The sequence below is a fragment of the Amycolatopsis sp. cmx-11-32 genome, assembly GCF_047608695.1.
Lineage (GTDB): Bacteria > Actinomycetota > Actinomycetes > Mycobacteriales > Pseudonocardiaceae > Amycolatopsis.
In genome coordinates this window covers 109599-134276 of sequence record NZ_JADNQN010000016.1, presented here as the reverse complement: position 1 = coordinate 134276, position 24678 = coordinate 109599, and the positions used below count along the sequence as shown (strand labels likewise).

Sequence of the window (24678 nt, the reverse complement as noted above, 5' to 3'; positions counted from 1 at the left end):
CAGAGTCCCTCAAGGAGTCCTTCACGGACTTACAGGTGCGGCCCGCTGACCCGGGTGTCCCGTACGCCGCGGGTTGATCGGCGGACGTTCTGGGTAACCCGATCGTGCGACTTCAGCAGCGAGGCCGCGTGACGGGAAGGGTGGCTCCATGATCAGTATCGCGGAGCATCCGGTGCCGGGAACCTGGGTGTTCGACCTGCGAGCCACGACGCCACGAGCGTTGCCTGACATGCGCGCCTGGGTAGTCAGATGCCTACCCGACCTCGGGGGAGGCCATCGTGACGACGTCCTGCTGGCGGCGACGGAACTCGTCGCCAACGCCTACGTGCACGGTGGGGGCGCACGCCACATCCAGCTGTGGCGCGGCGTCTCGCCGTGCGCGGTCCGTATCGAGGTCGCGGACGTCAGCGTCGAACAACCCCGGGCACGTCTTTCCCAGATCGAGGATCCGCGGGGACGCGGACTGCTCGTCGTCGACGGGGTGGCGGTGCAGTGGGGTGTCCGTCGTGAGCCGGTGCGCGGCGGGAAGACTGTCTGGGCGCACATCCGTTGCGACGGCGGTTGCCCGATCGCCGTCCGGGCCCCGCGTGCTCGTCGGCGGCACCGAACCGGGTAACTGTGTCAGATGACGCAGACAGCCCTCACCCGATGCTGCCAAGGTGGTCCTCGACCAGGCAGGGAAATCCAGGGGAGGGCCCGAAAATGCGGGGAACGAAGACTTTGGTGGCGTTGGCGGTGGCGGCGCTGGGGGCGGCCGTCGCACCGGCGGCTTCAGCGCAAACCGAACCGTCGCTGCGGGTTTACCCCCTCGAGGTCCGGCCCAACGAACTCTTCGGCACGGGCATCGGTGGAGGCTGTGACAGCTATTCCGCGGTGACTTCGCCCGGCTTCACCGGGCCTGTCGAGCTGGTCGCGGTCGGCGGCGACCGGGAAAACCTGTGGGGCAATGGGTATGCCTCCGGCGTGCCGGGGACTTACACCGCGACCGCCACGTGTGACGGGGAGACCCTGACCACACAGTTCACCGTGCTCGACTACGTGGCGCCGTCTTGGGGGCTCGGCCCGAGCGAAGTGGCGCCCGGCGGCGAAATCTCCGGTGGTTCGGATGTGCTTTACGGCTGCCCTGGCGGACCTGAAGGGCCCGCGACCTCGCCGGGGTTCGCCGCGCCCTTGGCATGGACCGTGGGTGGCAACTTCGGCCGGTTCAGCGGTACGACCACCGTCGTCACCACGCCCGGAACCTATACGGCCACCCTGAAGTGCAAGGGTACGCCGATCCCCGGCGAGATCGAGTTCACCGTCGTCGCGCCGTAAAGACACCGAGGGCGGCGATGGCCGCGAAGCCGAGCAACAACCACCTCGCCGAAGAGACCACCGACCATGCGCCCAGGTTGACCAGGAGCCCGGCGACCGCCGCACCGAAAGCGGTCGACATCGTCAGGATCGTGGCGATCGCGACGGCGGCCTTCCCGCCATCACCGTCCGGGGCGGAGGTCATCGCCGCCACGGCCAGATGCGGCATCGCGATGCCGATTCCCGTGCCACCGAAGAAAAGCACGGGCAGCCAAAGGAGAACGACCAGCGGCGGCGGATGTTCGCTCTGCGGCACACCGAGCAGGGCGAACCCCGCGGCGAGGCGGTACTCGTGCGGCGGCCCAGTTCCCGCCACGTTCCGATGTCTTGCTCGACGCTCACGCGCTTCTCCTCGCTGTCGATGGGATTGCGCTTCGCATCCTGTCGGCGCGGGGAGGCCCGGTAATCGGATAAATCAGACGTGGATCACGTCACATTCTGGTGCGGCCCTCAATGGCGGTGTGGGCGGCCTCCGTCGACTTCCGGACGACGACTTCCTTGGAATAGCCTTGTTTGGTGAAGACGCCGTCGAGATAGAACGTGCCGTAACCGTGTGCCTGGGTGAACAACTGTTCCATCAGTTCGAGCCCGTCCTGTGGCCGGTCGGCCACGGTCAGGCAGAGCATGACGAACTGGTCGGTCAGGCGGCGGGTCTGTTCGTGCAGGGCCGCGTACTCCGGGCCTTGCAGGCCGTCGGCGTAGATGATGTTCATCCCGGCGCGGCGTTCGATCAGGTATTCCGTGTACGCGCCGGAGGCCGCGGCGAGCGCGGCGACCGGGTCGCTCTCCGCTTCGATGGCGTCGCGCACCCGGTCCGCCAACTGGCAGGCCACGGTGGCGGCGATGGCCGCCATCAGGCTCTCTTTGTCAGCGAAGTGCCGGTAGGGCGCGCCGGGGCTGACCTTCGCCCGGCGGGCGACCTCGGCGACGGAGAACCCGGCGAGTCCCCGTTCGGCGATCAGGTCGAGCGAGACCCGCACGAGTTCGGCGCGGAGGTCGCCGTGGTGGTACTTGCCGCCCATGTCGTGGATCACACCTCCCGGTCGCGGAATAGGTAAGAGGCCTCTTACGCTAGTCGTAAGTGACCTCTTACATGGTTCACAGTATCTCGGAGGGTTTAATGACGACGACCACGCACGCCATCGCCGCGCCGTCCCCGGGCGCCGCTCTGTCGCCGACGACGATCGAGCGCCGCGACCTGCGTCCGGACGACGTGCTGATCGACATCGCGTACGCGGGGATCTGCCACAGCGACATCCATCAGGTCAAGGAGGACTGGGGCAGCGCGATCTTCCCGATGGTGCCAGGACACGAGATCGCCGGCGTCGTCGCTGCGGTCGGGTCCGGTGTCACGAAGTACCAGGTCGGCGACCGCGTCGGGGTCGGCTGCATGGTCGACTCCTGTGGTGAGTGCGAGTACTGCCTCGCGGGCACCGAGCAGTTCTGCGTCAAGGGCAACGTCCAAACTTACAACGGCGTCGGTTTCGACGGCGAGAACACCTATGGCGGCTACAGTCGTCAGGTCGTCGTGAAGGACGCCTTCGTCTGCGGGATCCCGGAAGGGATCGGCCTCGACGTCGCCGCCCCGCTGCTGTGCGCGGGCATCACCACCTACTCCCCGCTGAACCGCTGGGGTGCCGGACCTGGCAAGAAGGTCGCCGTCGTCGGCCTCGGCGGACTCGGGCACATGGCGGTCAAGATCGCGGTCGCCATGGGCGCCGACGTCACCGTGCTCAGTCAGAGCTTGAAGAAGCGAGAGGACGGCCTGAAGCTGGGCGCGAAGGACTACTACGCGACCGGTGACGAGTCGACGTTCCAGACGCTTCGCGGCCGCTTCGACCTGATCCTCAACACCGTTTCGGCGACGCTGCCCATCGACTCCTACCTCGGCATGCTGCGCGTCGGCGGGGCGATGGTGAACGTCGGCGCGCCCGGCGACCCGCTGTCCTACAACGCTTTCTCGCTGCTCGGCGGGAACAAGGTACTCGCCGGTTCGATGATCGGCGGTATCGCCGAGACCCAGGAGATGCTCGACTTCTGCGCCGAGCACGGGATCGGCGCGGAGATCGAGACGATCTCGGCCGACCAGGTGAACGTGGCCTACGACCGGGTCGAAAACAGCGACGTGCGCTACCGGTTCGTCATCGACGCGGCGACCATCGGCGCGTAATAGAAGCCTTCTTCGCTACTTTCAGGGTCAGGGTCCCGGCAAAGTCGCAGCGCTGCTGGGCGTTGAACGTCTTGAACCTCCACACTCGGGTGTGCCGGAGGGGGCATGTCGCTGAACCTTTGTCGATCTACTTTCCCAACCGGTGTGAACCCGCGACGATGCAGGAGTGGGGACACTCAACGTCCCCATCCCTGCATCGTCAGCCTCGCGCAGCGACGGATAGCCGCCTGACCTGCAAGACCTCGACTTTGTCGGGACCTGACTTTAGGCAAGGAGGCCTTCACGACCAGGGGAACGCGTGCGAGGTGACCACGCCACCGTTGTCCTCTCGGAGGGGCAGGGCAAAAGGGTGTTGCTCCACGCGGCACGACACCGCGGGACTGATGTCCCCACTGCGGCATTGGGGACACTGAGCGTCTCCAATGTGGCATTGGGAGCGGCGACCCCTGGATACGACACTTTGCCCTTCCCCTCGATTAAACAGTCCTCCAACTCACGAGCCCGACTCTTGCCGCGTCACATCAGTAGTAGCGGCACCGTGTTCATCGCGGTGTGCGCGGCGATCGGGGCCCACAGGTTGCGGTAGCGGGACCACAGGTAGCCGGTGAACAGGCCGAAGAACCCTTGGAAGGCGACGATCGCGCCCAAGGTCAGGGGGAGCGCTCCCTGGCCGTGTGTCGGCAGGTGCAGCCACGCGAACAGCAGCGAAGCCAGCAGAATTCCGGGCCAGCGACCGAAAAGCGCCTCCAGACGGGTCTGCAGCATGCCGCGGAAGAAGACCTCTTCGAGCACATTCGCGGTGAAGAAGGTCAGTGTCGCGCCCACCGCGAGAATCACCGGGTCGGGATAGTCCTCGGCGGTGGGCAGCGGCGGCGCGAGCGGTCCCAGCACGGACAGCCAGCCGAAAACGAGCACCGCCGGAATCGGTGCGAGCCATTGCCAAGTTCGGCGAGGTCGCCACGTGAGCCGGAACGGATCCGGTTCCCCGGAGGGCCGCAGGATTCGCAAGAGAACCAGTGGCAGCACCAGGAACACGAGCGGTTTGGCGAGCGCCCAGATGTCGCGTACCAGCGAGTGCTGTCCCGCCGTGGACACCAGGAACAGCGCAAGGGGCCACAAGAAGGCGATGAGCGCCAAGGCCATCGCCTGTCTGCTCAGTCCGCGCCGGTCGGTCACGTGGGGGAGCAGCCGGGGTGCGTGGAGCGGGATCCCGCGGATCAGCAGGATCCCGGCCAGTGCGGGAATCAGGGCACCCGCGAGGGAAAGCCCCTTGTCCGAATCCGCGGACGGCTTGATCGTGTCGTGCCCGGTCGCCAGCAGCAGTGCGGGGGCGGCGGCGAACACCGCGACCCCGACGACAAAAATTCCCCGGGCGGCACCGGAGCGGGAGCCGGTTTTTTCCATCACAGGGAAAGGATCATCGAAGCGGCGCGTGCCCGCGTCATCCTTTCGGACGAGATCAGCCGGCCTGGGTCTTCCCTTCCGCACAGCCCTTCCGGCTCTTGTCCTGAACAGGTTGCGGTGGTCGGGGCGAGCGCGTCTTTCCGAATCGGGTTACGCGATTTCCCGCTCAGGAGAGGACTTCCACGTCTTCGTCGCTTGTTCGAACGGTGATCGGTGCGCCTACGGCCGGAGCTCTTGGGCCTGCCGGATTTCAGCCGACCGCGATGACCTTTTCCAGGCTGCGCATGCACAACGTGAGGGCTTCGTGCTTCGGGGTCTTCTCCTGGACCATCTCCCAGGCGGTGTAGAGCAGGCTCCACAGCAGTTGCTGCACCCATTCCTTCGTCATCGCCGGGTCGACCGACCCTTCGCGATGCCCGCGTTCGATGAGCCCGAGCAGGACGCGGTCGTCTTCGCTCTCTTCTTTCCACTCGGGGCGGGTCATCAGGTCCGGCATCGTGAACAGCAGCTGGAAGACGTCGGCGTGCTCGAAGTACTCCTGACACAGCCTCGCCAGTGCCGCCGGGACCGGTCCGTCGGCGATCCGGGCCCGGTCGGTGCTCTGGGAGATCTTGTCGAGGGCGTCGAGGCTGATGGCGTCGATGAGGTCCGAGCGCTCCGGGAAGTAGCGGTGGACCGTGGTGCGCCCGACGTTCGCGGCCGCCGCGATGTCGGCCAGTGTCGCGCTCGGTTGCTTAGTCAGCTTCTCGATGGCCGCGTCCAGGATCGCGCGCCGGGTCCTCGCCCGGACACCCGTCTCGGTGGCCACACCCTCACTCATGGTCGGTACCGTACCTCGCCCTCCGATATGGAACTCGCTTGACGATTTTAGAACACGCGTGTTCCATTGGGAACCATGGATACTCCACGATTGAAGGTGCTGTGGTCGTTCGCGCGTCCACACAAGGGGGCACTCGCGATCGGCCTGGTACTCGCCCTGCTCGGCTCCGCGACCGGTCTCGCCACGCCCATGGTCACGAAATGGGTGCTCGACTCGCTCGGGTCGTCGGCGTCGCTGGCCGGACCCGTGCTGGCGCTGCTCGGCCTGATGCTGGTGGGCTCGGTGATCTGGCTGACGCAGTGGATTCTGCTCGGCACGGTCGGCGAGCGGGTGGTGCTGAAGGCGCGGGAATCGATGGTGCGGCGGTTCTTCCGCGCGACGATCCCGGCCATCACGAAACGACCGACGGGGGAACTGGTCACTCGCGTCACCTCGGACACGGTGCTGCTGCGTGAGGCGGCGTCGTCCAGCGTGATCGGCCTGATCAACGGTGTGGTGATGCTCATCGGCACCTTGGTGCTGATGAGCGTGCTCGATCCGGTGCTGCTGGCGACCACGGTCGCGGCCGTGGTCGTGGTGGTCGCGCTGTTCGCGTGGCTCATGCCAGCCATCGCGAAGGAGCAGGAGAAGGCGCAGGACCGGGTCGGCAAGCTCGGCGGCGTGCTGGAAGGCGCGCTGCGGGCGATCCGCACGGTGAAGGCCAGCCGTGCGGAAGGCCGTCAATCCGACCGGATCCTGGTCGACGCGGAGGCGGCCGCCGTCCACGGCGTCCGCGCGGTACGGCGGCAGGCCATCGCGTGGGTGGTGGCGTGGTCGGGCATCCAGGGCGCGATCCTGGTCATCCTCGGTCTCGGCGCCTGGCGGGTCGACGCCGGCCTGCTCGAGGTGTCGAGCATGATCGCGTTCCTCCTGTACGCGTTCGCGTTGATGGAGCCGATCACCGAACTGAGCCAGAACATGACCGCGTTGCAGGCGGGGATCGCCGCCGCCGGGCGGATCCGGGAGATGGACGCGCTGGAGGTCGAAGAGGACAAGGCGTCCGCGACACCGGAACCGGCGGGTGATCAGGACGGGCCGGTGCTCGAACTGCGCGGGGTGACCGCGGGCTACGGCGGCGATCCGGCACTGCGTGACGTTTCGCTGAAGATCCCGAGACGCGGGCACACCGCGATCGTCGGGCCGTCCGGCGCGGGCAAGACCACGATGCTGTCGCTGATCATGCGGTTCGTTCAGCCGCAGTCGGGTTCACTGCTGCTGGACGGGCGGGAGTACGCGGACCTGCCGTATGCCTCGGTGCGGACGCGGCTGGCCTACGTCGAGCAGGAGACGCCGATCGTGCCCGGCACGATCCGGGAGAACCTGCTGTTCACCCATCCGGAGGCGACCGAGGAGGAGGTGCTGCGAGCACTCGGCGAAGTCCGGCTGAGCGACAAGATCGCCGCGCTCGAAGACGGCCTGGACACGCCGCTGTCGTCGACGTCGGTGTCCGGCGGGGAACGCCAGCGGATCGCGCTGGCGAGGGCGATCCTGCGTACGCCGGACGTGGTGCTGCTGGACGAGGCGACCGCGCAGGTGGACGGCCGGACCGAGAGCGCGATCCACGACTGCATCCGGCGGCGGGCCCGTGAGGGCGCCGTGGTCACCGTGGCGCACCGGCTGTCGACCGTCATCGACGCGGACACCATCGTGGTGATGGAGGACGGCCGGGTCCGGGCCAGTGGCAGCCACGAGCAGCTGCTCGCCACCGACACGCTGTACCGGGAACTGGTGGAGGCGCTGCGGATCGCGGGGGAGGGTGCCCCGGTCCCCGGCTGATCCGGTCAAGCGGGGATGGCGCGTACTCCCGGCGGCATCTCGCGGTTGACCTCGTCGAGCCGGGAGGCGACGGTCCGGCAGGGTTCGCAGCCCGCCAGATGCGCGGTGATCAGGTTCGCCTGGCGGCCGGGCACCCCGCCGCGGAGCCACGCGCCCATCCGGCGCCGCGCTTCCTGGCAGCACGGCGTTCCCGTTTCGGGGACCTGCGCCTGCAGGAAGGCTTGACGCAGCCCTTCGCGGGCCCGCAGGGCGAGGACGGAGGCGCCGTTGGGGGACACCCCCAGCAGCGGGGCCACCACCTTCGGCGAGTCACCTTCGGCCTCGGTCCGCCACAACACGGTCCGCCATCGGCCGGGCAGCGCGCAGTAGGCGGTCCAGGCCAGGCGGGCGTTCGAGCGGAGGATGAGGAGTTCCTCCGCGCCCGCGGCTCCGGCGGCCACTTCGGTCGCCGGAGCCGTGCCGTACAGCTCGACCCGCTTGCGGTGGTGACTCCATCTGGCCACCAGGTTCCGCATGGTGACCGCGAGATAAGGGCGGAGGTTCTCCCGGGGGCCGCCCCCGGCGCGGATGACGCCCAGGACGCGCACGAAGGCCTCGGCCACGAGGTCGTCCCGTTCGGCGGGCTCGGTGACCCAGCCCGCCGCGAGACGGCGTAGCGGTTCGGCGTGCCGCCGGAACAGCGCTTCGCCGGCGGCGATGTCACCGGCACGGAAGGCGTCGAGCAGCGTCGCGTCCGCTGCGCCCTGCTCGACGTCTTCCCTCATCACCGGTCACCGTAACCCAGCGGGTGGCGGAGCGCTGGTGGTCCGCCGTGCTCACGCTCACCGGCCCAACGCGCGGTACCGCCTGGCCGCCAGCGGCAGGAAGATCGCGGTGAGTACGGCTGGCCATAGCAACGCCAACGTGACCGAATGTGTGCTCGCCCAGTCGGTCGCGCCCCAAGTGGGGTTGCCGAACAGATCCCGGATCGCGGTCGCGGTGGCGGACAGGGGGTTCCACGTGCCGATCGCGCCGAGCCAGCCCGGCATCGTCACCGGCGAGACGAACGCGCTCGAGAGGAAACCCACCGGCCAGACCAGGATCTGCACGGCGACCGCCGACTCCGGCGTCTTCAGTAGCAGGCCGAGGTAGATGCCCACCCAGGTGAAGGCGAACCGCAGCCAGAGCAGCAGGCCGAACGCGGCGAGCGACGGGAGCGGGCCGCGTTCCGGCGCCCAGCCCACCAGCAGCCCGGTCAAGACCATGACGGCGAGACCGGCGACGGCGTTGAGCAGATCGGCCGCGCTGCGTCCGGCGAGGATCCCCGTCGTGGCGACCGGCATGGCGCGGATCCGTTCGGTGACGCCCTTCGCGGCGTCCGTCGTGACGGCCACGACCATGGCCTCCAGTCCGAACAGCATGGTCATCGCGAGCATGCCGGGGATGAGGAAGTCCAGGTAATCCCCGTCGGGGACGGCCATCGCGCCGCCGAAGAGATAGCCGAACATCAGCACCATCAGGACGGGGAAGAGCAACCCGACCAGTATCGAGCCGGGCCGCTGCCGCCAGTGCAGCAGGATCCGGCCGGTGAGCGCGGTGGCGTCGGAAATCGCGGTCAAGACGGCTCCTCGGTGGTGGCGTGCCCGGTGAGGTGCAGGAAGACCTCGTCGAGTGTGGGTTTGCGGGTGACGGTCTCGATCCGATCCGGGCCCACCTTCGCCTTGAGTTCGTCGGGTGTCCCGGCGGCGACGACGCGGCCCGCGTCGATGACGGCGATCCGGTCGGCCAGTTGATCGGCTTCCTCGAGGTACTGGGTGGTCAGCAGCACCGTCGTGCCGGAGCCGACCAGATCCTTGATCGAGGCCCAGACCTCGATGCGGGCGCGCGGATCCAGCCCGGTGGTCGGCTCGTCGAGGAACAGCACCGGTGGCGAGAGGATCAGGCCGGCGGCCAGGTCCAGCCGTCGTCGCATCCCGCCCGAGTAAGCGGCGACGGGTTTGCCCGCCGCTTCGGTGAGGTCGAACCGTTCGAGGAGTTCGTCCGCCCGGCGTTTCGCCGCGGCGCCCTTCAGGTGGTGGAGTCTGCCGAACAGCACGAGGTTCTGCCGGCCGGTCAGTATCTCGTCCACCGAGGCGTTCTGCCCGACGAGGCCGATCCGGTAGCGCACCGCCTTGGAGTCCGCGAGCACGTCGTGGCCCGCCACCCACGCCCGGCCACCGTCGGGGAGGAGCAGGGTGCTCAGTATTCGGACGGCGGTGGTCTTCCCCGCCCCGTTGGGGCCGAGCAGACCGCAGACCGTGCCCGCTTCGACGCGAAGGCTGAACCCGTCCAGCGCCACCTTATCCCGGTACCGTTTCCGCAGGTCGACGGCTTCAAGCGCCGCTTCTTCGTATGGCATACGGAATAGAGTAGCACGAACTTCGTACGGGTTACGGAGTAGATCTCCTATGATGGCGCCATGACGGAGATCAACGGCGGCGATCCGGCGCGCACGATCGCCACGTTGTGGGGCACCCGGAAGCTCCCGCGGCGCGGGCCGAAACACACCTTGACCACCGAGCAGGTCGTCGTCGCGGCGGTCGGACTCGCCGACGGCGACCAGGATCTCGCCACGTTGTCGATGCGCCGGGTCGCCGAATCGCTGGGCGTCGGCACGATGTCGCTCTACACCTACATCGCCTCGCGTGAGGAACTCGTCGAAGCGATGCTCGACCGCGTCTACGGCGAAGCGGTGCGAGAACTCGGCGAGCGCGGCGACCAGGGCTGGGCGGACGGCCTGCGTGAGGTCGCGCGGGTCGATTGGAACCTCTGTTTGAGGCATCCGTGGGTCCTTCAAGTGTTCACCGGGCGACCGTCGCTCGGGCCGCAGACGATCGCCAGATACGAACGCGAACTCGCCGTCATCGACGGCCTCGGGCTCACCGACGTCGAGATGGACTCGGTGATCACGCTGGTGCACGACCACGTCGAGGGGGTGGCCCGCCGTCGGATCGAAGCCGACCGCGCGGTCCGCCGCACCGGAATGGACGACGAACAGTGGTGGGCGAAGGTCGGGCCGTTGCTGGAGGAGGTCTTCGATTCGGCCCGCTTCCCGCTCGCGGCGCGCGTCGGCCAGTCGGCGGGTGAGGAGAACCGCGGGGCCCACAATCCCGAGCACGCCTACGACTTCGGCCTGGCGCGCTTACTCGAAGGCGTGGCCGCGCTTGTGAAGACACGCTAACGAGGGATTTCAGAAACTCGCGATGGACCGCACAGGCCCCGGGGACCAGACTTCGCGCCATGAAGGCATTGGTCAAAGCCGACCGAGCACCAGGGCTTGAACTCACCGACGTGCCGGACCCGGCCGTCGGACCCGGTGACGTCGCCGTCCGCGTGCTGCGCGCGGGTATCTGCGGCACCGATCTGCACATCGACACGTGGGACGACTGGGCGGCGCGCACCATCGCCGCGCCGCTGGTCATCGGGCACGAGTTCGTCGGTGAAGTGGTCGAGGTCGGCAAGTCGGTGACCACCGTCAAGGTGGGTGACCTGGTCAGCGGCGAGGGGCACCTGGTCTGCGGAAGCTGCCGCAACTGCAAGGCCGGGCGACGGCACCTGTGCGCCAGGACCAAGGGCCTCGGGGTGCACACCGACGGCGCGTTCGCGCAGTACGCCGTGCTGCCGGAGATGAACGCCTGGGTGCACCGCACCAAGGTCGACCTCGACATCGCGGCGATCTTCGACCCGCTCGGCAACGCCGTGCACACCGCGCTGTCGTTCCCCGTCATCGGCGAGGACGTGCTGGTCACCGGCGCCGGGCCGATCGGCATCATGGCCGCCGCGATCGCGCGCCACGCCGGCGCGCGCAACGTCGTCGTCACCGACGTCAGCGAGCACCGACTGGAACTGGCCCGCAAGGTCGGCGTCGACCTCGCGCTGGACGTCGCGTCGGCGACCATCGCCGACGCGCAGGAACTGCTCGGCATGGCCGAGGGCTTCGATGTCGGCATGGAGATGAGCGGACGGCCCGAGGCGCTGCGCGACATGATCGCGAACATGTCCCACGGCGGCCGCGTCGCGCTGCTCGGCCTGCCCGCCTCCGAGGTCTCGGTGGACATCGCCGCCGTCGTGCTGAAGATGATCCAGCTCAAGGGAATCTACGGCCGCGAGATGTTCGAGACCTGGTATTCGATGTCGGTGCTGCTGCAGGCCGGGCTGGACATCTCGCCGGTGATCACGCACCGGTTCGGGTACCAGGAGCACGCGAAGGCGTTCGCGACGGCCAGGGAAGGTCGTTGCGGCAAGGTCATTCTGGATTGGACGGAGAACTGATGTACGGCGCGATGCGCGACGACCTCAAGGCCGGGCTCGCCGAGATCCGGGAAGCCGGGCTGTACAAGGGTGAGCGGGTGATCCAGGGGCCGCAGCGGGCTTCGGTCAGCGTCGCCGACGGCGAAGTCCTGAACTTCTGCGCCAACAACTACCTCGGCCTCGCCGATCACCCCACGCTGGTCAAGGCCGCGCAAGAGGCGCTGGACCGCTGGGGCTTCGGCATGGCGTCGGTGCGGTTCATCTGCGGGACCCAGCAGCCGCACAAGGAACTCGAGGCGAAGCTCTCGGAGTTCCTCGGCACCGAGGACACGATCCTCTACAGCTCCTGCTTCGACGCCAACGCCGGGCTGTTCGAGACGCTGTTGACCGACCAGGACGTCATCATCTCCGACGAGCTCAACCACGCGTCGATCATCGACGGCGTCCGGCTGTGCAAGGCGAAGCGGATGCGCTACCGCAACCGCGACGTCGCGGACCTGGAGGCGCGGCTCAAGGAGGCGTCCGGCGCGCGTTACCGGATGATCGCCACCGACGGCGTGTTCTCGATGGACGGCTACCTCGCGCCGCTCGACGAGATTTGCGCGCTGGCCGAACGGTACGACGCGCTGGTGATGGTCGACGACTCGCACGCCGTCGGCTTCACCGGCCCGACCGGTCGCGGCACGCCGGAACTGTTCGGCGTGCAGGACAAGGTCGACGTGCTGACCGGCACCCTCGGCAAGGCACTCGGCGGGGCGAGCGGCGGCTACACCTCGGGTCGCGCGGAGATCGTCGAGATGCTGCGGCAGCGTTCCCGGCCGTACCTGTTCTCGAACTCGCTCGCGCCATCGATCACCGCCGCCGCGCTCGCCACGCTGGAGCTGCTGGACCAGTCGAGCGAGCTGCTGGGCAAGCTGCGCGCCAACACCGAGCTGTTCCGGCGGCGGATGACCGAGGCGGGGTTCGACCTGCTCCCTGGTGAGCACCCGATCATCCCGGTGATGATCGGCGACGCCGTCAAGGCGGGCAAGCTGGCCGATCTACTGCTCGACCAGGGTATCTACGTGGTCGGTTTCTCGTACCCGGTGGTTCCGCACGGTAAGGCCCGGATCCGGACGCAGATGTCGGCGGCGCATTCGGCCGACGACGTCAACCGTGCGGTGGACGCGTTCGTGACAGCGAGGTCCATGATGGACGAATGATCGATCCGCGACGGCTGCGGGTACTGCGCGCTCTCGCCGACCACGGCACCGTGACGGCGGCGGGCCTGGCGCTGCACCTGACGCCGTCCGCCGTCTCCCAGCAGCTGGCCGCCCTCGAAGCCGAGTGCGGCCAGCAGCTGTTGAGGCGGTGGGGCAGGCGGGTTTCGCTGACCCCCGCGGGTGAATTGATGGTGGTGCACGCGAACGCCGTCGCCGCCGAACTGGAACGGGCGCAGGCAACGCTGGCCGCCCTCGATTCCGGCGTCCAGGGGCAGGTGCGGCTGGCGAGCTTCGCTTCGGCGATCACCATGGTGGTCGCGCCGGCGATCGCCGCACTGCGTGCCGGTTCGCCCGGCGTTTCGGTGCTGGTGCAGGACGTCGAGGGGCACGCGAGCATCACGCTGCTGCTCGACGGCGAGGTCGACCTGGCGATCACCGAGGAGTATCGGCTCTCGCCACGAACGGATGAAAGCAGGCTCACCCGGTTCCCGTTGTACGTGGAGCCGTTCGACGTCGTGCTGCCCACCGCGCACCGGCTGGCCAAATCGTCCGAAGTGGATATCGACGAACTCGCCGACGACGACTGGATCGCGCCGAAACCGGGAAACCCGTGTCGCGACGTGCTGATGATCGTCTGCGCCAATCCGGGGATCCGGCACGTCTCCGACGATTTCCACGCGATCACCACGCTGGTCGCCGCGGGTGAGGGCGTGGCCTTGGTGCCGCGCAACGCTTTCACCGCCGTGCCCGGCGCGGTCGCCGTCCCGCTGCGCGGCGAGCCGCCGCTGCGCCGCGTGTTCGCCGCGGTCCGGCGGGGGAGCGCGGATCACCCGTTGCTCAAGGCCGTTCTCGCGGAACTGGTCGAAGCGTCGCCGGATCACGCGCATGCGGGCGAGGAGAACCGCCCTTAGGATCTGGGCACCTGCCGTCGAAAGAAAGACAGGGCAAGGATGCTCCAGATCGATGGCCTCACCTGGACCGTCACGATCGGACTGGTGCTCGCGCTACTGGCACTCGACCTCATCATCGCGGCCGCGCGGCCGCACAAGGTCGGCTTCGGGGAAGCGGTGGCCTGGTCGATCGGCTACATCCTGGTCGCGGTGGCGTTCGGTGTCTGGCTGACGCTGGCGCACGGCGGAGACTTCGGGCAGCAGTACTTCGCGGGTTACATCGTGGAGAAGAGCCTGTCGGTCGACAACCTGTTCGTCTTCGTGATCATCATGAGCACCTTCGCGGTACCCGAGGAACACCAGCACAAGGTGCTCACGTTCGGCATCGTCGTCGCGTTGATCATGCGTGCGATCTTCATCGCGCTCGGTGCCACGCTTCTTTCATTGTTCTCCTTCATGTTCCTGCTTTTCGGCTTGCTGCTGATCTATACCGGGATCCAGCTGTTCCGGCATCGCGACGAGGATCCGGATGTCGAGAACAACGTGGTGGTGCGGACCGCGCGCCGCCTGCTGCCGCTGTCGAAGGAGTACGACGGCGGCAAGCTGTTCACCCGTCTGGAAGGGAAGCGGGTGGGCACGCCGCTGGTGGTCGTGCTGCTCGCGATCGGCGGGATCGACCTGCTGTTCGCGCTGGACTCGATCCCGGCGGTCTTCGGTGTCACCGACGAGCCCTACCTGGTCTTCGCCGCCAACGCCTTCGCTCTGCTGGGCCTGCGCGCGCTGTACTTCCTCGTGAAGGGCCTGCTCGATCGCCTGGTGTACCTGTCGGCGGGGCTCGCGGTGATCCTCGGATTCATCGGGATCAAGCTGATCCTGCACTGGGCCCACGTCGACATCGACGAGAGCGTGCCGGAGATCTCGACGCCGATCAGCCTCGCGGTGATCATCGGCATTCTCGTCGTGGTGACGGTGGCGAGCCTGCTCAAGACCCGCAACGATCCCTCCGCCAAGGCGCATCCTGGCTCATTGCGCGGCTCACGCCCCGAAGAGGACTAGCGCCAGCCGTGGGTGAGGAGGTCGAAGATCTCCTCGACACCTTTCCGGGGATCCGGCGTTCCACGCGTGAGCGCCGGGATGTCCAGCACGAAGCGCGCGAGCGCGCGGCAGGCGGCATCGTCGTGGCCGACATCGGTTTCGTCGGCGATGGCGACGCCGAGGGTCGCGGCGTGCCGGGTCCACATGCGTTCGCCGTACTCCTGCAGTGCGGGGGTGCTGTTCACCAGCGCGGTGAATTCGGGGTACTGGGGATGCTCTGTGAGCGGGAGCCAGGTGGCGAGCACGTACTCACGAAGTGCCTCGACGACGCTCTGTCCTTCCGGGCGTTGCCGCACCGCGGCGACCAAGCGCTCCTCCCGGTTCTGAGACTCGTCGAAGACCAGTGCTTCCTTACCGGTGAAGTGCTTGAACAGCGTCGTGGTCGAGACGTCCGCCGCCTCGGCGATGTCCCGGATGCTCACCTGGTCGTAGCCCCGATCCAGGAACAGTTTCAGCGCGGCGTCCGCGAGCGCTTGGCGGGTCGCCGCCTTCTTGCGTTCACGCCGTCCCGGTGTCTCCATGGGCGCACTCTACCCCATGAGTTGTCACAGTCACTAAGTTGACTCGTTGCACTTTTTAACTCGTTCTGCTTTTCTGGGTCCATGAGAATCGGCATCATCGGAGCGGGCCCTGGTGGCCTCACCTGCGCCCGCATCCTTCAGAAGCACGGCATCCCCGTGACGGTCTACGAACGCGACCCGCATCCCCGGGCGCGCGACCAGGGCGGAACCCTCGACCTGCACACCGGCGACGGGCAGCTCGCCCTGCGTGAAGCCGGTCTTCTCGACGAGTTCTTCGCGCTGGCGCGGCCGGAGGGACAGGAGATGCGCAAGCTGGACACGGCCGGGCGGATCCTGGAACACCACATCCCGGCCGAAGGCGAGCTGTTCAAGCCGGAGATCGACCGCGGCCTGCTGCGTCGCCTGCTGCTCGACTCACTTGAGCCCGGCACCGTGCAGTGGGGCCGAACCCTCGCCCGGGCAAGTGGTTCCGGGGAGCTGCACTTCGCCGACGGGACGACCGTCGAGACGGACCTGGTCATCGGCGCCGACGGCGCGTGGTCACGGGTGCGCCCGGCGGTGTCCGCGGCCGTGCCACAGTACTCAGGGATCACCTTCCTGGAGGCGTGGTTCGAGGACGTCGACAACGCGCATCCCGACCTCGCCGACCTCGTGGGACAGGGCGGTGCCATGGCGGCGGACGGCGAGCGCTGCCTGTTCGCCCAGCGCAACGGCGGCGACCACATCCGGGTCTACCTCGTCCAGCGGCTGCCCGCGGACTGGATCGGTTCCAGTGACACCGCGGAGATCCGAGCCCGGCTGCTCGACGCGTTCTCGGCCTGGTCGCCGCGGTTGGTGCGGATGATCACCGACAACGATGGCCCGTACGTCGATCGCCCGCTGTTCGCGCTGCCCGTCCCGCACACGTGGAAGCACACGCCGACGGTGACCCTGCTCGGCGATGCCGCCCACCTGATGCCGCCGCTCGGCGTCGGCGTCAATCTGGCCATGCTCGACGCGGCCGAGCTCGCCCTCGCGTTGGCCGGCTCCGCCACGGTCGGCGAGGCCGTCGCCGCCTACGAGAAGACGATGCTTCCCCGATCGGCGGAGATGGCCCGGTTGCTGGAGAACGGCGCTGAGGGCCTGCTCGACGCTCCTGCTGATGAAGGCTACTTGCCGTTCTTGCCGGAGTCGGAGGAGAAGACGGCTACGCCCAGGTAGCCGTCGCCGTCTTCGGAGATCTTGAGGATTGTGGCCTCCTGAAAGATGTTGTCGTCCCGACCCTTGGACCTTGTCGGCGTTGACGTAGTACGGGCTCTGGGTGGTGCTGGCGGTCAGCGTGCAGGTGTTCGCCTCGGCGCAGAAAGCGGTCGAGTCCTTGGTGGTCTGCGGCGCGATCGTGGTGCTCACGCCGGTGGATTTCGTCACTGCGGAGCTGCCGCCGGTACTGCAGGTTGCGAGCGGCGTGCCCAGCCCGATCGACCCGGCCCCGCCCACGATGGATCGACCACTGACGCGCTGGCCTTCGTGGCGGTCCGTTTCGTCGCGTTCGGTACTGACGCGACGTTAGGGAGTTTCATGGTGGAAGTGAGGTCAGGTTGCTGGTGCCTCTCGGCCGTGGGGGGTGCCGTTTTCTGGCAACAGTTCGGGCGGGCCGCGCGCGTGTGTTGGGAAGGCGGTCATCGCCGTTTCTCGACAATGACCGGCCCGGGGTGATCTGCGGAACTCCAGGGCACGCGCCGCACGAATGAGGTCGTTGCCGCTTCTCGGCAAGAACCTCAGGCCGACCGTTCCGGCCGCGGCTCGTGCAACGGCGGTGGCTCGCTGATGTGGGTCTGTCCGGTCGGTGTCGTAATTATCAAGGTCCCGTCGGGGGTGAGGTGATAGACCCAGCCGGGCTCGTCCTTGAGCCGGTGGTCCCGGGTGCAGTAGGTGACCAGGTCGGCCACGCTGGTTTCGCCCTGGAACTGCCAGGGGATCGAATGATCGAGTTCGCACGCCTGTGCGGCACGGTCGCAGCCGGGTCTTCGGCACTCACGATCCCGCACACGGACGAACTCGGCCATCGCCGCGTCCGGCCGATACCGGGTCCTGCCGAGATCCTGGACTTGCCCGCTCAGTGGATCGGTGATGATCCGCCGCAACACCGTGTTCGGGCCCGTGGCGATGTGGCAGCCCAGTGAAGCGGGGATGTGGCCGTGTCCGGCCATCGTCACCGGGTCGTCGTTCAGCCCCAGATACGTGAACATGTCCATGTAGAGGAAGACTTCTGCTCGCTCGACGGCGCCACCTTTGCCGCTGAGCAGCAGGTCGAGGGCGATGTCGGCCCGGAGTTGGTCCATCGTCCGCGTATCGCCGTGCTTCTTCAACGCCTTGGCCTCCCGGTGGATTCGCTGGTATGCCGCGTTGACCTTCTCCGCCGGTCCGTCCACCACCTCGATCGAGGCGACCCCGGCATCGCCTTGTGTTACCGACAAACGGCGCCTGTTGCGGCTTTCGTCCGACCGTTTCCCGGCACCGGCCGGATCGGCCTTGCCGGCGTAACTCGCCGCCTTGCGGACCTGAGTACTGTTCTTCTTCGGCAACCGCGACTCCAACACCGCATCGGCCACCAGTGAGTCTTCGTTCGACAGCCACGCCGTCGCCTCGGCGACCTTCTGAGCGGAGTAGCCGTCCACCAAGCCCCGGTCCAGCAAGGACAAGGTTCGCGGTAGCCGGGAAGTCAACGCGACTCCTGTCGAGACAAGTGAACCGGCGAAATCTTCCACAAGAGACAGTGTCATTGCCACCCTTTGCACGACGCTCCGCACGCCACCCCGAAGATCGCTCAGCCGCGACAGGGCGCGGTACCGAACGGCTTCCCAGCGGGCGAGCGCGGCAGTGGCTTTTCCGCGACGAAGACGGCCTCCTTGTCGTCCAGGGAATTCAGCAGGGCATTGATCTCCTCCAGGTGAGTTGGATCGGACAGGTCCTTCAAAGCGGCGATGACCGCTTGGGAAGTTTTCATGCGCTGAAGGTACCGTCGACCACCGACAGAAACTGAAACCTGTTTGCTGGCAAAGGAAATCTTGCTCGGTCGCGGCCGAGCTTGCCGTTCGGTGGTTCCGCGGCCGACCGGTGTTGCCGGATATCGGCAAGGCCTTATCTGGTGATGGAGTTCCGGACGGTCAAGCCCGAAGCCTCAGGTGAGGAGCCGTGCGAAGGTTCGTGAATCGCCACCGTGGCCCTCGAGTAACAGTGGTTCCGCAGCTGCCCACGTTGCCGAATAACGGTAAAACCATACCTGGCAACGAAATCCCGAGCAGTCAAGCCCGAACCCTGAAGCGAGGAACCCCGCGAAGGCTCCTGAACCACCACCGTGGCCAAGAACGTCCACGCGTACACTCGGTCGCCCACCAGAAGAACACTCGCGTGCCCAGTAGCCAGCCACCGAGCGGGCGCATGAAGCCGACCGCGAGCAACGGCCGGGGAAACAAGCTGGGCCGTCAGCTTCCCCTCAGGGAAGAAGCTGGCCGCGAAATAGTTGCTAAACCAGGCGTAGACGAACCAGTTGAGAGATAGGAATCCGCGATGGGCACCTACCTGGCCGGCATGAGCTACCCCAGGAAGTCGCTCACCAGCTCGCTCGATTCCGGGCGGCACTCGTCGAAGTAGGCGTGCCGTGCCCGCGCGAAGAGGTGCATTCGCGCGTCGGGAATCCGTTCGGTCAATAGGGGCGCGTTCGACGGCGGTGCGAGCAAGTCGTCATCGCCGTGGAGCACCAAGGTGGGGGCGGTGATCTCCGGAAGCACGTCCCAGGCGTCATGATTGTTGCTCGCGACGAGATGCCCGCGGACCGCGTGCGGAAGCATCCCGTGGGCACCCAGCACCCGGTACGGGCCGGGGTTCGCGGCCCGCCACTCGGGCGTGTACATCAGGTTCTCCAACGTTTCCCGTGCCTCGACCGAGGACCGCCGGGCGAGGGCGAGCCGCACGTCGTTCGACCGCTCGACGCCGTGCGTGCCACCGGGTGAGGTGCAGCCGAGGACGAGCCGCCGCACCCGGCCCGGATAGCGCGCGGCGACCCATTGCGCGACGCGGCCGCCCATGGACGTGCCGTAGACGTCGGCCTCGGCGACGTCGAGTCCGTCGAGGACCGCGATCACGTCGTCCGCGAAACCTGGTGTGGAATAAGCGGTATCGGGTGCGTCGCTGGCGCCGGTGCCGCGGTAGTCCATGGTGATCGTGCTCGGGAAGTCCCCGCGCGTGCGGTTCCACCACGTGTGGTCGTTCGCCTGCCCGGCCAGCAACACGAGCGGCCTGCCCGTGCCGTGCCACTGGTAGGCCAGCCGGGTGCCGTCGGCGGCGACGGCGTGGCCGGTTCGGGGGAGCGTGGTCATCCTTCTCCTGTTCGGTCTTCCCGGAGCCGAGCCGAGGGCCACTCGCCCTCGTTCACCGTCTGCTGGCCCAGTGCCCGCCCGACGGCGTCGACGGTGCGCCAGATCTCCGGTTCACCCAACGGAGTCGCGCTCAAGACGCCGTCGGCGTCCGCCGCGATGCCGATGCCCGGCAGGATCGTCCAGCCGTGCCCGCCCAGTACGAGCCGTTTCCGCAGCGCCATGGAGTTGGTCTGCACGGTGCCCTCCACATGGGCTCCGGCTTCGCGGGCAGCGCGTGTCTCTCGGGCGGCACCGTCTGATGGGGGAGCGACGGCCCGGAGTCGTTCGCGGACCAGCGGGCGGACGTTGAGTGAGGGCATACTGGTCAGGTTGTACAGCAGGTTCAAGTCGACGTCGCCTTCGTCGATTCCACCGCTGAAGTTGACCCGAGTGACGCGGCGAGCCGTTCGGTGATGCTCTCCAGCAGGCCGACCGTGACGATCCCGGCCGCGGGCTGGACCAGGTGCACCAGCTCGGCCGCGCGGGTCACGCTGCCGGCCTCGGCGACCGTCACCAACGCCTTGAGCTGCTTGAAGTCCATCGTCGTTTCCTGCCATCGCGCTCCGGTATGCGGCGATCACGATTTCGGTATTCCACTTACCCAGTTATCAGCGCTCATGATGGTCGTGGCCGGAGAAGAGGCCGCGATCGTGAATCGAAGCGCTGACTTTCGTTTTCGCCGCTGGACGACCGAAGCCGGGAACGGTTCCATGGACCCGGCATCGGCAACGCCGGGCCTCGCCTGCTGGGGCGTCCTAACCCGGCCGGTCAGCGAGGCGCCGCGATGCCGTCGTACATGACGCGACGGACCGCCCTGCTCATCGCCGCCTGTCCCTGTGGTGACGGGTCGCGCAGTCCGGAGAGCACCGACGCGAGGATCATCCCGTTGATCGCCCGCGCGGTGGCGTCGACGTCCAAATCCTCGTGCAGGTAGCCGAGATGGACGCCGTGGTGGAGGTAGCCCGCGGTCAGTTCCGCGGCGGTTTCGTAGAAGTCCAGCACCCGCTCGCGCATCTCGGCGTCGATGCCGGCGGCCTCGAGCAGGAGGAACCGGGCCATTCTCGGGTCACTGCCGAAGATCTGGGCGAGCGCGTCGCCGATCCTCGCGCTCTGCTTGCGGTATTCGGCCAGGCTGCTGACCGCGTCCGGGGCGTTGTCCGCCGCCAGTGCGGCGACCACCTTCCCGACCAGGTCCGTGATGACGTGGTCGACGATGTCCCGCTTGTTCTGGAAGTACCGGTAAAAGGTGCCGTGCCCGATGCCCAGCCGTGCGGCGATGTCGGCGATCCCCGTCGCGTGGTAGCCGCGTTCGGCGAAGCAGTCGAACGCGGTCTCCACGATCTCGCGCCGTAGTTCCTGCTTCTTCCGTGCGGCCCTGCTGACCGGGGTCTCCGTCGTCATTCCGCCAGCTTATTGCCCCGGGCGTTCGAATGACATACCGTTCCGGAAATGACACGTCATTCCGGGAGGGCGCTGGTGCTCGGTTGCGGCGGCACGCTGGGCTTCGCCTGGACAGCGGCGGTCCTCGACGCGCTGCACACCCGGGCGGGCTGGGACCCGCGCGAGGCGGACGTCCTGGTCGGAACCTCGGCCGGCGCCGAGGCGGTGGCCATGCTCGGGGCGGGTATCCCGGCGAAGGCGATCCTCGGCGCGCTGACAGGCGCGTCCGACGGTGATCCCCTCGTCGCCGCGCACGTCCGGCGGATGCCGAACCGTTTTCCGCCGGTGCCGTATCCGCGGTGGCCCGCCGCCAAGCTCGTCCGGGCCGCGTTGCGCCGGGACATCGACGCGACGGCCGGTCTCGCGGGTCTTCTTCCCCGTGGCAGGGGAGACGCCGGCTGGCTCCGCGAGCTCGGGGACGCGCTGGCGCCCGGTGGCTGGGTTCCGCATCCCGCGACCTGGCTGATGGCCACGGATCCGGCGGGTGGGCGGGTCGCGCTCGGCTCACCGGACGCGCCGCCCGCCCGGCTCGGCGAGGCGATCGCCGCGTCGTGGGCGATCCCCGGCTGGTTCCCTCCGTCCCTTGTGGACGGACGTCCGCTGCTCGACGGCGGGACGGTTTCGCCGACTTCGGCCGATCTCCTGCTCACCCGCGACGTCGGCGAGGTCGTGCTGATCGCGCCGATGAGCAGCGAGGGCGGGGCTCCGGCGCGCGGTCCGGCCCGGCTGGAACGTCTGCTGCGGACGGCGATGACCCGGCGAGTGGACGCCGAGGCGCGGCGTTTGCGCGCGGCGGGTGTGCGGGTGGTCCGGATCGAACCTGGGACGGCCGATCTCGCCGCCATGGGCGCCAACTTCATGGACGGACGGCGGCGGGAGCACGTGCTCGCCACGGCGTCGCGGACGGTGCCCGACCTGGTCGCCGGTGCTTTCGAACGAGAGGGAGTGCGCGCGTGAGCAAGTACCCGGACCTGGAACTCGACGGGGCGCATGTGGCGATCACCGGCGCGGGACAGGGCATCGGCCGCGCGACCGCGGAACGGATGGCCGCTCTAGGCGCCCGCGTGTCCATCGGCGACCTCGATCTCGAAGCCGCGAAACGCGCCGCCGCCGACATCGGCGGGACCGCCCATCACCTCGACGTCGCCGACCCGGTCTCCTTCGCCGCGTTCCTCGGCGACGCCGAACAGGCGAACGGGCCGCTCGCGGTGCTCGTCAACAACGCCGGGATCATGCCCAACGGCGGTTTCCTCGACCTCTCCGACGCCCTGAACCGGGCGACCATGGACGTCAACGTCTTCGGCGTCGTCCACGGCATGCGGCTGGCGCTGCCCGGCATGCTGGAGCGCGGCCGGGGGCACATCGTCAACGTCGCGTCGCTGGCCGGGAAGTTCCCCGTCAAGGGGCTGGCGATCTACAACGCCAGCAAGTTCGCCGTCGTCGGGCTGACCGCGGCGACCAGGCTGGAGTACGCGCCGCACGGCGTGAGCGTCTCCGCCGTGCTGCCGTCCGCGGTCGACACCGCGCTCGCGTCCGGGCTCGACATGCGGCCGATCCCGAAGGTGAAACCGGGCCGGATCGCCGACGCCGTCGTGGCATCCGTCCGCACCCGCGCCGCGAAGATCGCCGTGCCAGGCTATGTCGGCACGCTCGCCACCCTCGCGGCCGTCACACCAGAACCGGCGCTCAACGCCTTCCGCCGCCTGATCCGGGACGACCGGGCACTACGCCCCGACTCACCGGAGCGGGACGGCTACCGCGCCCGTCTCCAGCAGGACACCCACCGGGAGGAAAACGCATGAACGCGCAGTACGACGCCGTCGTCGTCGGGGCCGGTTTCGGCGGCATGGGCGCGGCGATCCAGCTCAACCGGCTCGGCTACGACAACCTGCTCATCCTCGAACGCGAGTCCGATCTCGGCGGCACCTGGCATGTGAACCGCTATCCGGGGCTGGCCGTCGACATCCCGTCGGCCACCTACTCGTACTCGTTCGAGCCGAACCCCCACTGGTCGCGCCTCTTCGCGCCGGGCGCGGAACTCAAGCGGTATGCCGAGCACGTCGCGGACAAGTACCGGCTGCGGCGCTACATGCGCTTCGGCACGGTGGTCACCGGCGCCGTCTGGGACGAGGCGAACGCGCACTGGACGGTTTCCCGCGCAGCCGGCGAGCCTGTCACCGCGAAATACCTGCTGACCGCTACAGGGTTCCTTTCCCAGCCCAAGAAGCCCGACATCGCCGGAATCGACACCTTTGGCGGAAAGGTCATCCACACCACCGCCTGGGACGACGGCTACGACCTCGCGGGCGAACGCGTGGCGGTGATCGGCACCGGCGCGACCGCGGTCCAGCTGATCCCCGAGATCGCGAAGGTCGCGCGGGAACTCAGCGTGTACCAGCGGACGCCGATCTGGGTGAGCCCCAAACTGGACTTCCCGGTGCCCAAGGCGGTCCGGCGCGCGTTCGCCGCGGTGCCGTTCACCCAGCGGGTCGCCCGGCTGACCGGGACCGCGCTGCTGGAACTGATGATGGTCTCCGGTGTCCTGCACTACAAGCAACTACCGCTGGCGAACCGGCTCGGAAAGATGTGGTGCCAGGCGCATCTCCGCCGCCAGGTGCGGGATCCGGGGCTGCGCGCGGAACTGACGCCGCGGTATTCGTTCGGCTGCAAGCGCCCGACGTTCTCCAACGAGTACTTCCCGGCCTTCACCAAGGACCACGTGCACCTGGAGACGACGTCCATCGCGAAGATCGACGAGACCGGGATCGAGACCGCCGACGGTGCTCGGCGGGACATCGACGTCCTGGTGCTGGCGACCGGGTTCGACCTGTGGGAGGCGAACTTCCCGGCGGTCGAGATCATCGGCCGCGGCGGGCGCGATCTCGGGAAGTGGTGGCGGGAGAACCGGTTCCAGGCCTATGAGGGCGTCGCTATCCCGAAGTTCCCCAACTTCATCTCGCTCAACAGCCCGTATTCCTACTCGGGACTGTCCTATTTCACCACCATCGAGACGCAGATGCGGCATATGGACCGCCTTTTCGGCGCGATGCGGCGGCGCGATGCGACCGAGTTCGAGGTCACGCAGGAGGCCAACGATGCGTTCCTGGACCGGATGACCGAACGCCTTGGCGACTCGATCTTCACTCTCGGGAACTGCGCTCCGGCGAACAGCTACTACTTCAACCCGCACGGGGAGGCGACCCTGCTCCGTCCGTCCTCCACCTTGAACGCCATCAAGGAGGCGCGGAGCTTCCCCATCGAGGACTACACCTTCGCCTAAAAACTGGCTGAAGGGGACTTTC

General features: G+C 68.0%; 28 protein-coding genes. 14 read left to right on the top strand and 14 right to left on the bottom strand.

Annotated features, from left to right (window positions below):
* Positions 1–148: 148 nt before the first annotated feature.
* Together ACM6LR_RS34715 and ACM6LR_RS34710 are read left to right on the top strand one after the other, a co-directional pair.
* Entirely contained in the window at positions 149–616 is a 468-nt protein-coding gene (locus tag ACM6LR_RS34715; RefSeq protein WP_414942167.1) for an ATP-binding protein, read from the top strand.
* An 86-nt stretch (positions 617–702) separates the two neighbouring features.
* Positions 703–1314 (top strand): hypothetical protein, encoded by a 612-nt coding sequence (locus ACM6LR_RS34710; protein ID WP_414942166.1) that lies wholly within the window; start codon positions 703–705, stop codon positions 1312–1314.
* Here ACM6LR_RS34710 and ACM6LR_RS34705 read toward each other — a convergent pair.
* Positions 1295–1669, bottom strand: coding sequence for a hypothetical protein (locus ACM6LR_RS34705; RefSeq protein ID WP_414942165.1), 375 nt, complete (start codon positions 1667–1669; stop codon positions 1295–1297). The two genes, ACM6LR_RS34710 and ACM6LR_RS34705, sit on opposite strands and share 20 nt — an antisense overlap.
* A gap of 115 nt (positions 1670–1784) precedes the next feature.
* A complete protein-coding gene (locus ACM6LR_RS34700) occupies positions 1785–2387 on the bottom strand; it encodes a TetR/AcrR family transcriptional regulator (protein WP_414942164.1) in 603 nt (200 codons plus the stop codon).
* An 86-nt stretch (positions 2388–2473) separates the two neighbouring features.
* On the opposite strand from ACM6LR_RS34700, the gene ACM6LR_RS34695 reads away from it, so the two are divergent.
* A complete protein-coding gene (locus ACM6LR_RS34695) occupies positions 2474–3523 on the top strand; it encodes an NAD(P)-dependent alcohol dehydrogenase (RefSeq protein WP_414942163.1) in 1050 nt (349 codons plus the stop codon).
* Between the two features lie 516 nt (positions 3524–4039).
* Here the strand turns inward: ACM6LR_RS34695 and ACM6LR_RS34690 are convergent.
* Both ACM6LR_RS34690 and ACM6LR_RS34685 read right to left on the bottom strand, forming a co-directional pair.
* Positions 4040–4927, bottom strand: a complete 888-nt coding sequence (locus tag ACM6LR_RS34690; RefSeq protein WP_414942162.1) for a lysostaphin resistance A-like protein — start codon at positions 4925–4927, stop codon at positions 4040–4042.
* Positions 4928–5177: 250 nt separating this feature from the next.
* On the bottom strand, positions 5178–5747 hold the full coding sequence (locus ACM6LR_RS34685; RefSeq protein ID WP_414942161.1) for a TetR/AcrR family transcriptional regulator: 570 nt from the start codon (positions 5745–5747) through the stop codon (positions 5178–5180).
* Between the two features lie 75 nt (positions 5748–5822).
* Between ACM6LR_RS34685 and ACM6LR_RS34680 the strand changes: the two genes are divergently transcribed.
* Positions 5823–7562 (top strand): ABC transporter ATP-binding protein, encoded by a 1740-nt coding sequence (locus ACM6LR_RS34680; RefSeq protein ID WP_414942160.1) that lies wholly within the window; start codon positions 5823–5825, stop codon positions 7560–7562.
* 5 nt (positions 7563–7567) lie between these two features.
* Here the strand turns inward: ACM6LR_RS34680 and ACM6LR_RS34675 are convergent, their stop codons facing one another.
* The 3 genes from ACM6LR_RS34675 to ACM6LR_RS34665 are packed head-to-tail and all read right to left on the bottom strand — an operon-like array spanning position 7568 to position 9939.
* Entirely contained in the window at positions 7568–8326 is a 759-nt protein-coding gene (locus ACM6LR_RS34675; protein WP_414942159.1) for a zf-HC2 domain-containing protein, read from the bottom strand.
* A gap of 57 nt (positions 8327–8383) precedes the next feature.
* Positions 8384–9160: an ABC transporter permease gene (locus ACM6LR_RS34670; protein ID WP_414942158.1), complete on the bottom strand. Its 777-nt coding sequence runs from the start codon at positions 9158–9160 to the stop codon at positions 8384–8386.
* Positions 9157–9939, bottom strand: coding sequence for an ABC transporter ATP-binding protein (locus ACM6LR_RS34665; protein WP_414945289.1), 783 nt, complete (start codon positions 9937–9939; stop codon positions 9157–9159). The genes ACM6LR_RS34670 and ACM6LR_RS34665 overlap by 4 nt, the downstream gene beginning before the upstream one ends.
* A 60-nt stretch (positions 9940–9999) precedes the next feature.
* Here ACM6LR_RS34665 and ACM6LR_RS34660 point away from each other — a divergent pair, with 60 nt between their 5' ends.
* From ACM6LR_RS34660 to ACM6LR_RS34640, 5 genes are read left to right on the top strand one after another with little or no spacing between them, the layout of a single operon-like run.
* Positions 10000–10761 carry a TetR/AcrR family transcriptional regulator gene (locus ACM6LR_RS34660; protein ID WP_414945288.1) on the top strand — a complete coding sequence of 254 codons (762 nt, stop codon included), beginning with the start codon at positions 10000–10002 and terminating at the stop codon, positions 10759–10761.
* Between the two features lie 59 nt (positions 10762–10820).
* On the top strand, positions 10821–11852 hold the full coding sequence (tdh, locus tag ACM6LR_RS34655; protein ID WP_414945287.1) for an L-threonine 3-dehydrogenase: 1032 nt from the start codon (positions 10821–10823) through the stop codon (positions 11850–11852).
* Complete coding sequence (locus ACM6LR_RS34650) at positions 11852–13033, top strand: glycine C-acetyltransferase (RefSeq protein WP_414945306.1); 1182 nt, start codon at positions 11852–11854, stop codon at positions 13031–13033. The genes tdh and ACM6LR_RS34650 overlap by 1 nt, the downstream gene beginning before the upstream one ends.
* Positions 13030–13944, top strand: a complete 915-nt coding sequence (locus ACM6LR_RS34645) for a LysR family transcriptional regulator (RefSeq protein WP_414945286.1) — start codon at positions 13030–13032, stop codon at positions 13942–13944. Before ACM6LR_RS34650 ends, ACM6LR_RS34645 begins: the two co-directional genes overlap by 4 nt.
* Before the next feature lie 39 nt (positions 13945–13983).
* On the top strand, positions 13984–14979 hold the full coding sequence (locus ACM6LR_RS34640; protein ID WP_414945285.1) for a TerC/Alx family metal homeostasis membrane protein: 996 nt from the start codon (positions 13984–13986) through the stop codon (positions 14977–14979).
* Here ACM6LR_RS34640 and ACM6LR_RS34635 read toward each other — a convergent pair.
* Complete coding sequence (locus ACM6LR_RS34635; protein ID WP_414945284.1) at positions 14976–15539, bottom strand: TetR/AcrR family transcriptional regulator; 564 nt, start codon at positions 15537–15539, stop codon at positions 14976–14978. The two genes, ACM6LR_RS34640 and ACM6LR_RS34635, sit on opposite strands and share 4 nt — an antisense overlap.
* A gap of 81 nt (positions 15540–15620) precedes the next feature.
* Between ACM6LR_RS34635 and ACM6LR_RS34630 the strand changes: the two genes are divergently transcribed.
* Positions 15621–16739, top strand: a complete 1119-nt coding sequence (locus tag ACM6LR_RS34630; RefSeq protein WP_414945283.1) for an FAD-dependent oxidoreductase — start codon at positions 15621–15623, stop codon at positions 16737–16739.
* A gap of 100 nt (positions 16740–16839) precedes the next feature.
* The gene (locus tag ACM6LR_RS34625; RefSeq protein WP_414940212.1) at positions 16840–17088 is read left to right on the top strand and encodes a hypothetical protein; all 249 of its coding nucleotides are present in this window, start codon (positions 16840–16842) and stop codon (positions 17086–17088) included.
* A 208-nt stretch (positions 17089–17296) separates the two neighbouring features.
* Here the strand turns inward: ACM6LR_RS34625 and ACM6LR_RS34620 are convergent, their stop codons facing one another.
* The 6 genes from ACM6LR_RS34620 to ACM6LR_RS34595 all read right to left on the bottom strand — a co-directional run bounded on the left by ACM6LR_RS34620 (position 17297) and on the right by ACM6LR_RS34595 (position 21337).
* Positions 17297–18349: a DUF222 domain-containing protein gene (locus ACM6LR_RS34620; RefSeq protein ID WP_414945305.1), complete on the bottom strand. Its 1053-nt coding sequence runs from the start codon at positions 18347–18349 to the stop codon at positions 17297–17299.
* Positions 18346–18525, bottom strand: a complete 180-nt coding sequence (locus tag ACM6LR_RS34615) for a hypothetical protein (RefSeq protein WP_414940462.1) — start codon at positions 18523–18525, stop codon at positions 18346–18348. Before ACM6LR_RS34615 ends, ACM6LR_RS34620 begins: the two co-directional genes overlap by 4 nt.
* Positions 18526–19114: 589 nt before the next feature.
* Positions 19115–19897, bottom strand: coding sequence for an alpha/beta fold hydrolase (locus tag ACM6LR_RS34610; protein ID WP_414940213.1), 783 nt, complete (start codon positions 19895–19897; stop codon positions 19115–19117).
* Positions 19894–20256 (bottom strand): LysR substrate-binding domain-containing protein, encoded by a 363-nt coding sequence (locus ACM6LR_RS34605; RefSeq protein WP_414945282.1) that lies wholly within the window; start codon positions 20254–20256, stop codon positions 19894–19896. Before ACM6LR_RS34605 ends, ACM6LR_RS34610 begins: the two co-directional genes overlap by 4 nt.
* 23 nt (positions 20257–20279) lie before the next feature.
* Positions 20280–20477, bottom strand: coding sequence for a LysR family transcriptional regulator (locus tag ACM6LR_RS34600; RefSeq protein WP_414940215.1), 198 nt, complete (start codon positions 20475–20477; stop codon positions 20280–20282).
* A 227-nt stretch (positions 20478–20704) separates the two neighbouring features.
* Positions 20705–21337, bottom strand: coding sequence for a TetR/AcrR family transcriptional regulator (locus ACM6LR_RS34595; protein WP_414940216.1), 633 nt, complete (start codon positions 21335–21337; stop codon positions 20705–20707).
* A gap of 48 nt (positions 21338–21385) precedes the next feature.
* Between ACM6LR_RS34595 and ACM6LR_RS34590 the strand changes: the two genes are divergently transcribed.
* From ACM6LR_RS34590 to ACM6LR_RS34580, 3 genes are read left to right on the top strand one after another with little or no spacing between them, the layout of a single operon-like run.
* Positions 21386–22333: a patatin-like phospholipase family protein gene (locus ACM6LR_RS34590; protein WP_414940217.1), complete on the top strand. Its 948-nt coding sequence runs from the start codon at positions 21386–21388 to the stop codon at positions 22331–22333.
* Positions 22330–23178 carry an SDR family oxidoreductase gene (locus ACM6LR_RS34585; RefSeq protein WP_414945281.1) on the top strand — a complete coding sequence of 283 codons (849 nt, stop codon included), beginning with the start codon at positions 22330–22332 and terminating at the stop codon, positions 23176–23178. The genes ACM6LR_RS34590 and ACM6LR_RS34585 overlap by 4 nt, the downstream gene beginning before the upstream one ends.
* Positions 23175–24656 (top strand): flavin-containing monooxygenase, encoded by a 1482-nt coding sequence (locus ACM6LR_RS34580; protein ID WP_414940219.1) that lies wholly within the window; start codon positions 23175–23177, stop codon positions 24654–24656. Before ACM6LR_RS34585 ends, ACM6LR_RS34580 begins: the two co-directional genes overlap by 4 nt.
* Positions 24657–24678: the final 22 nt, after the last annotated feature.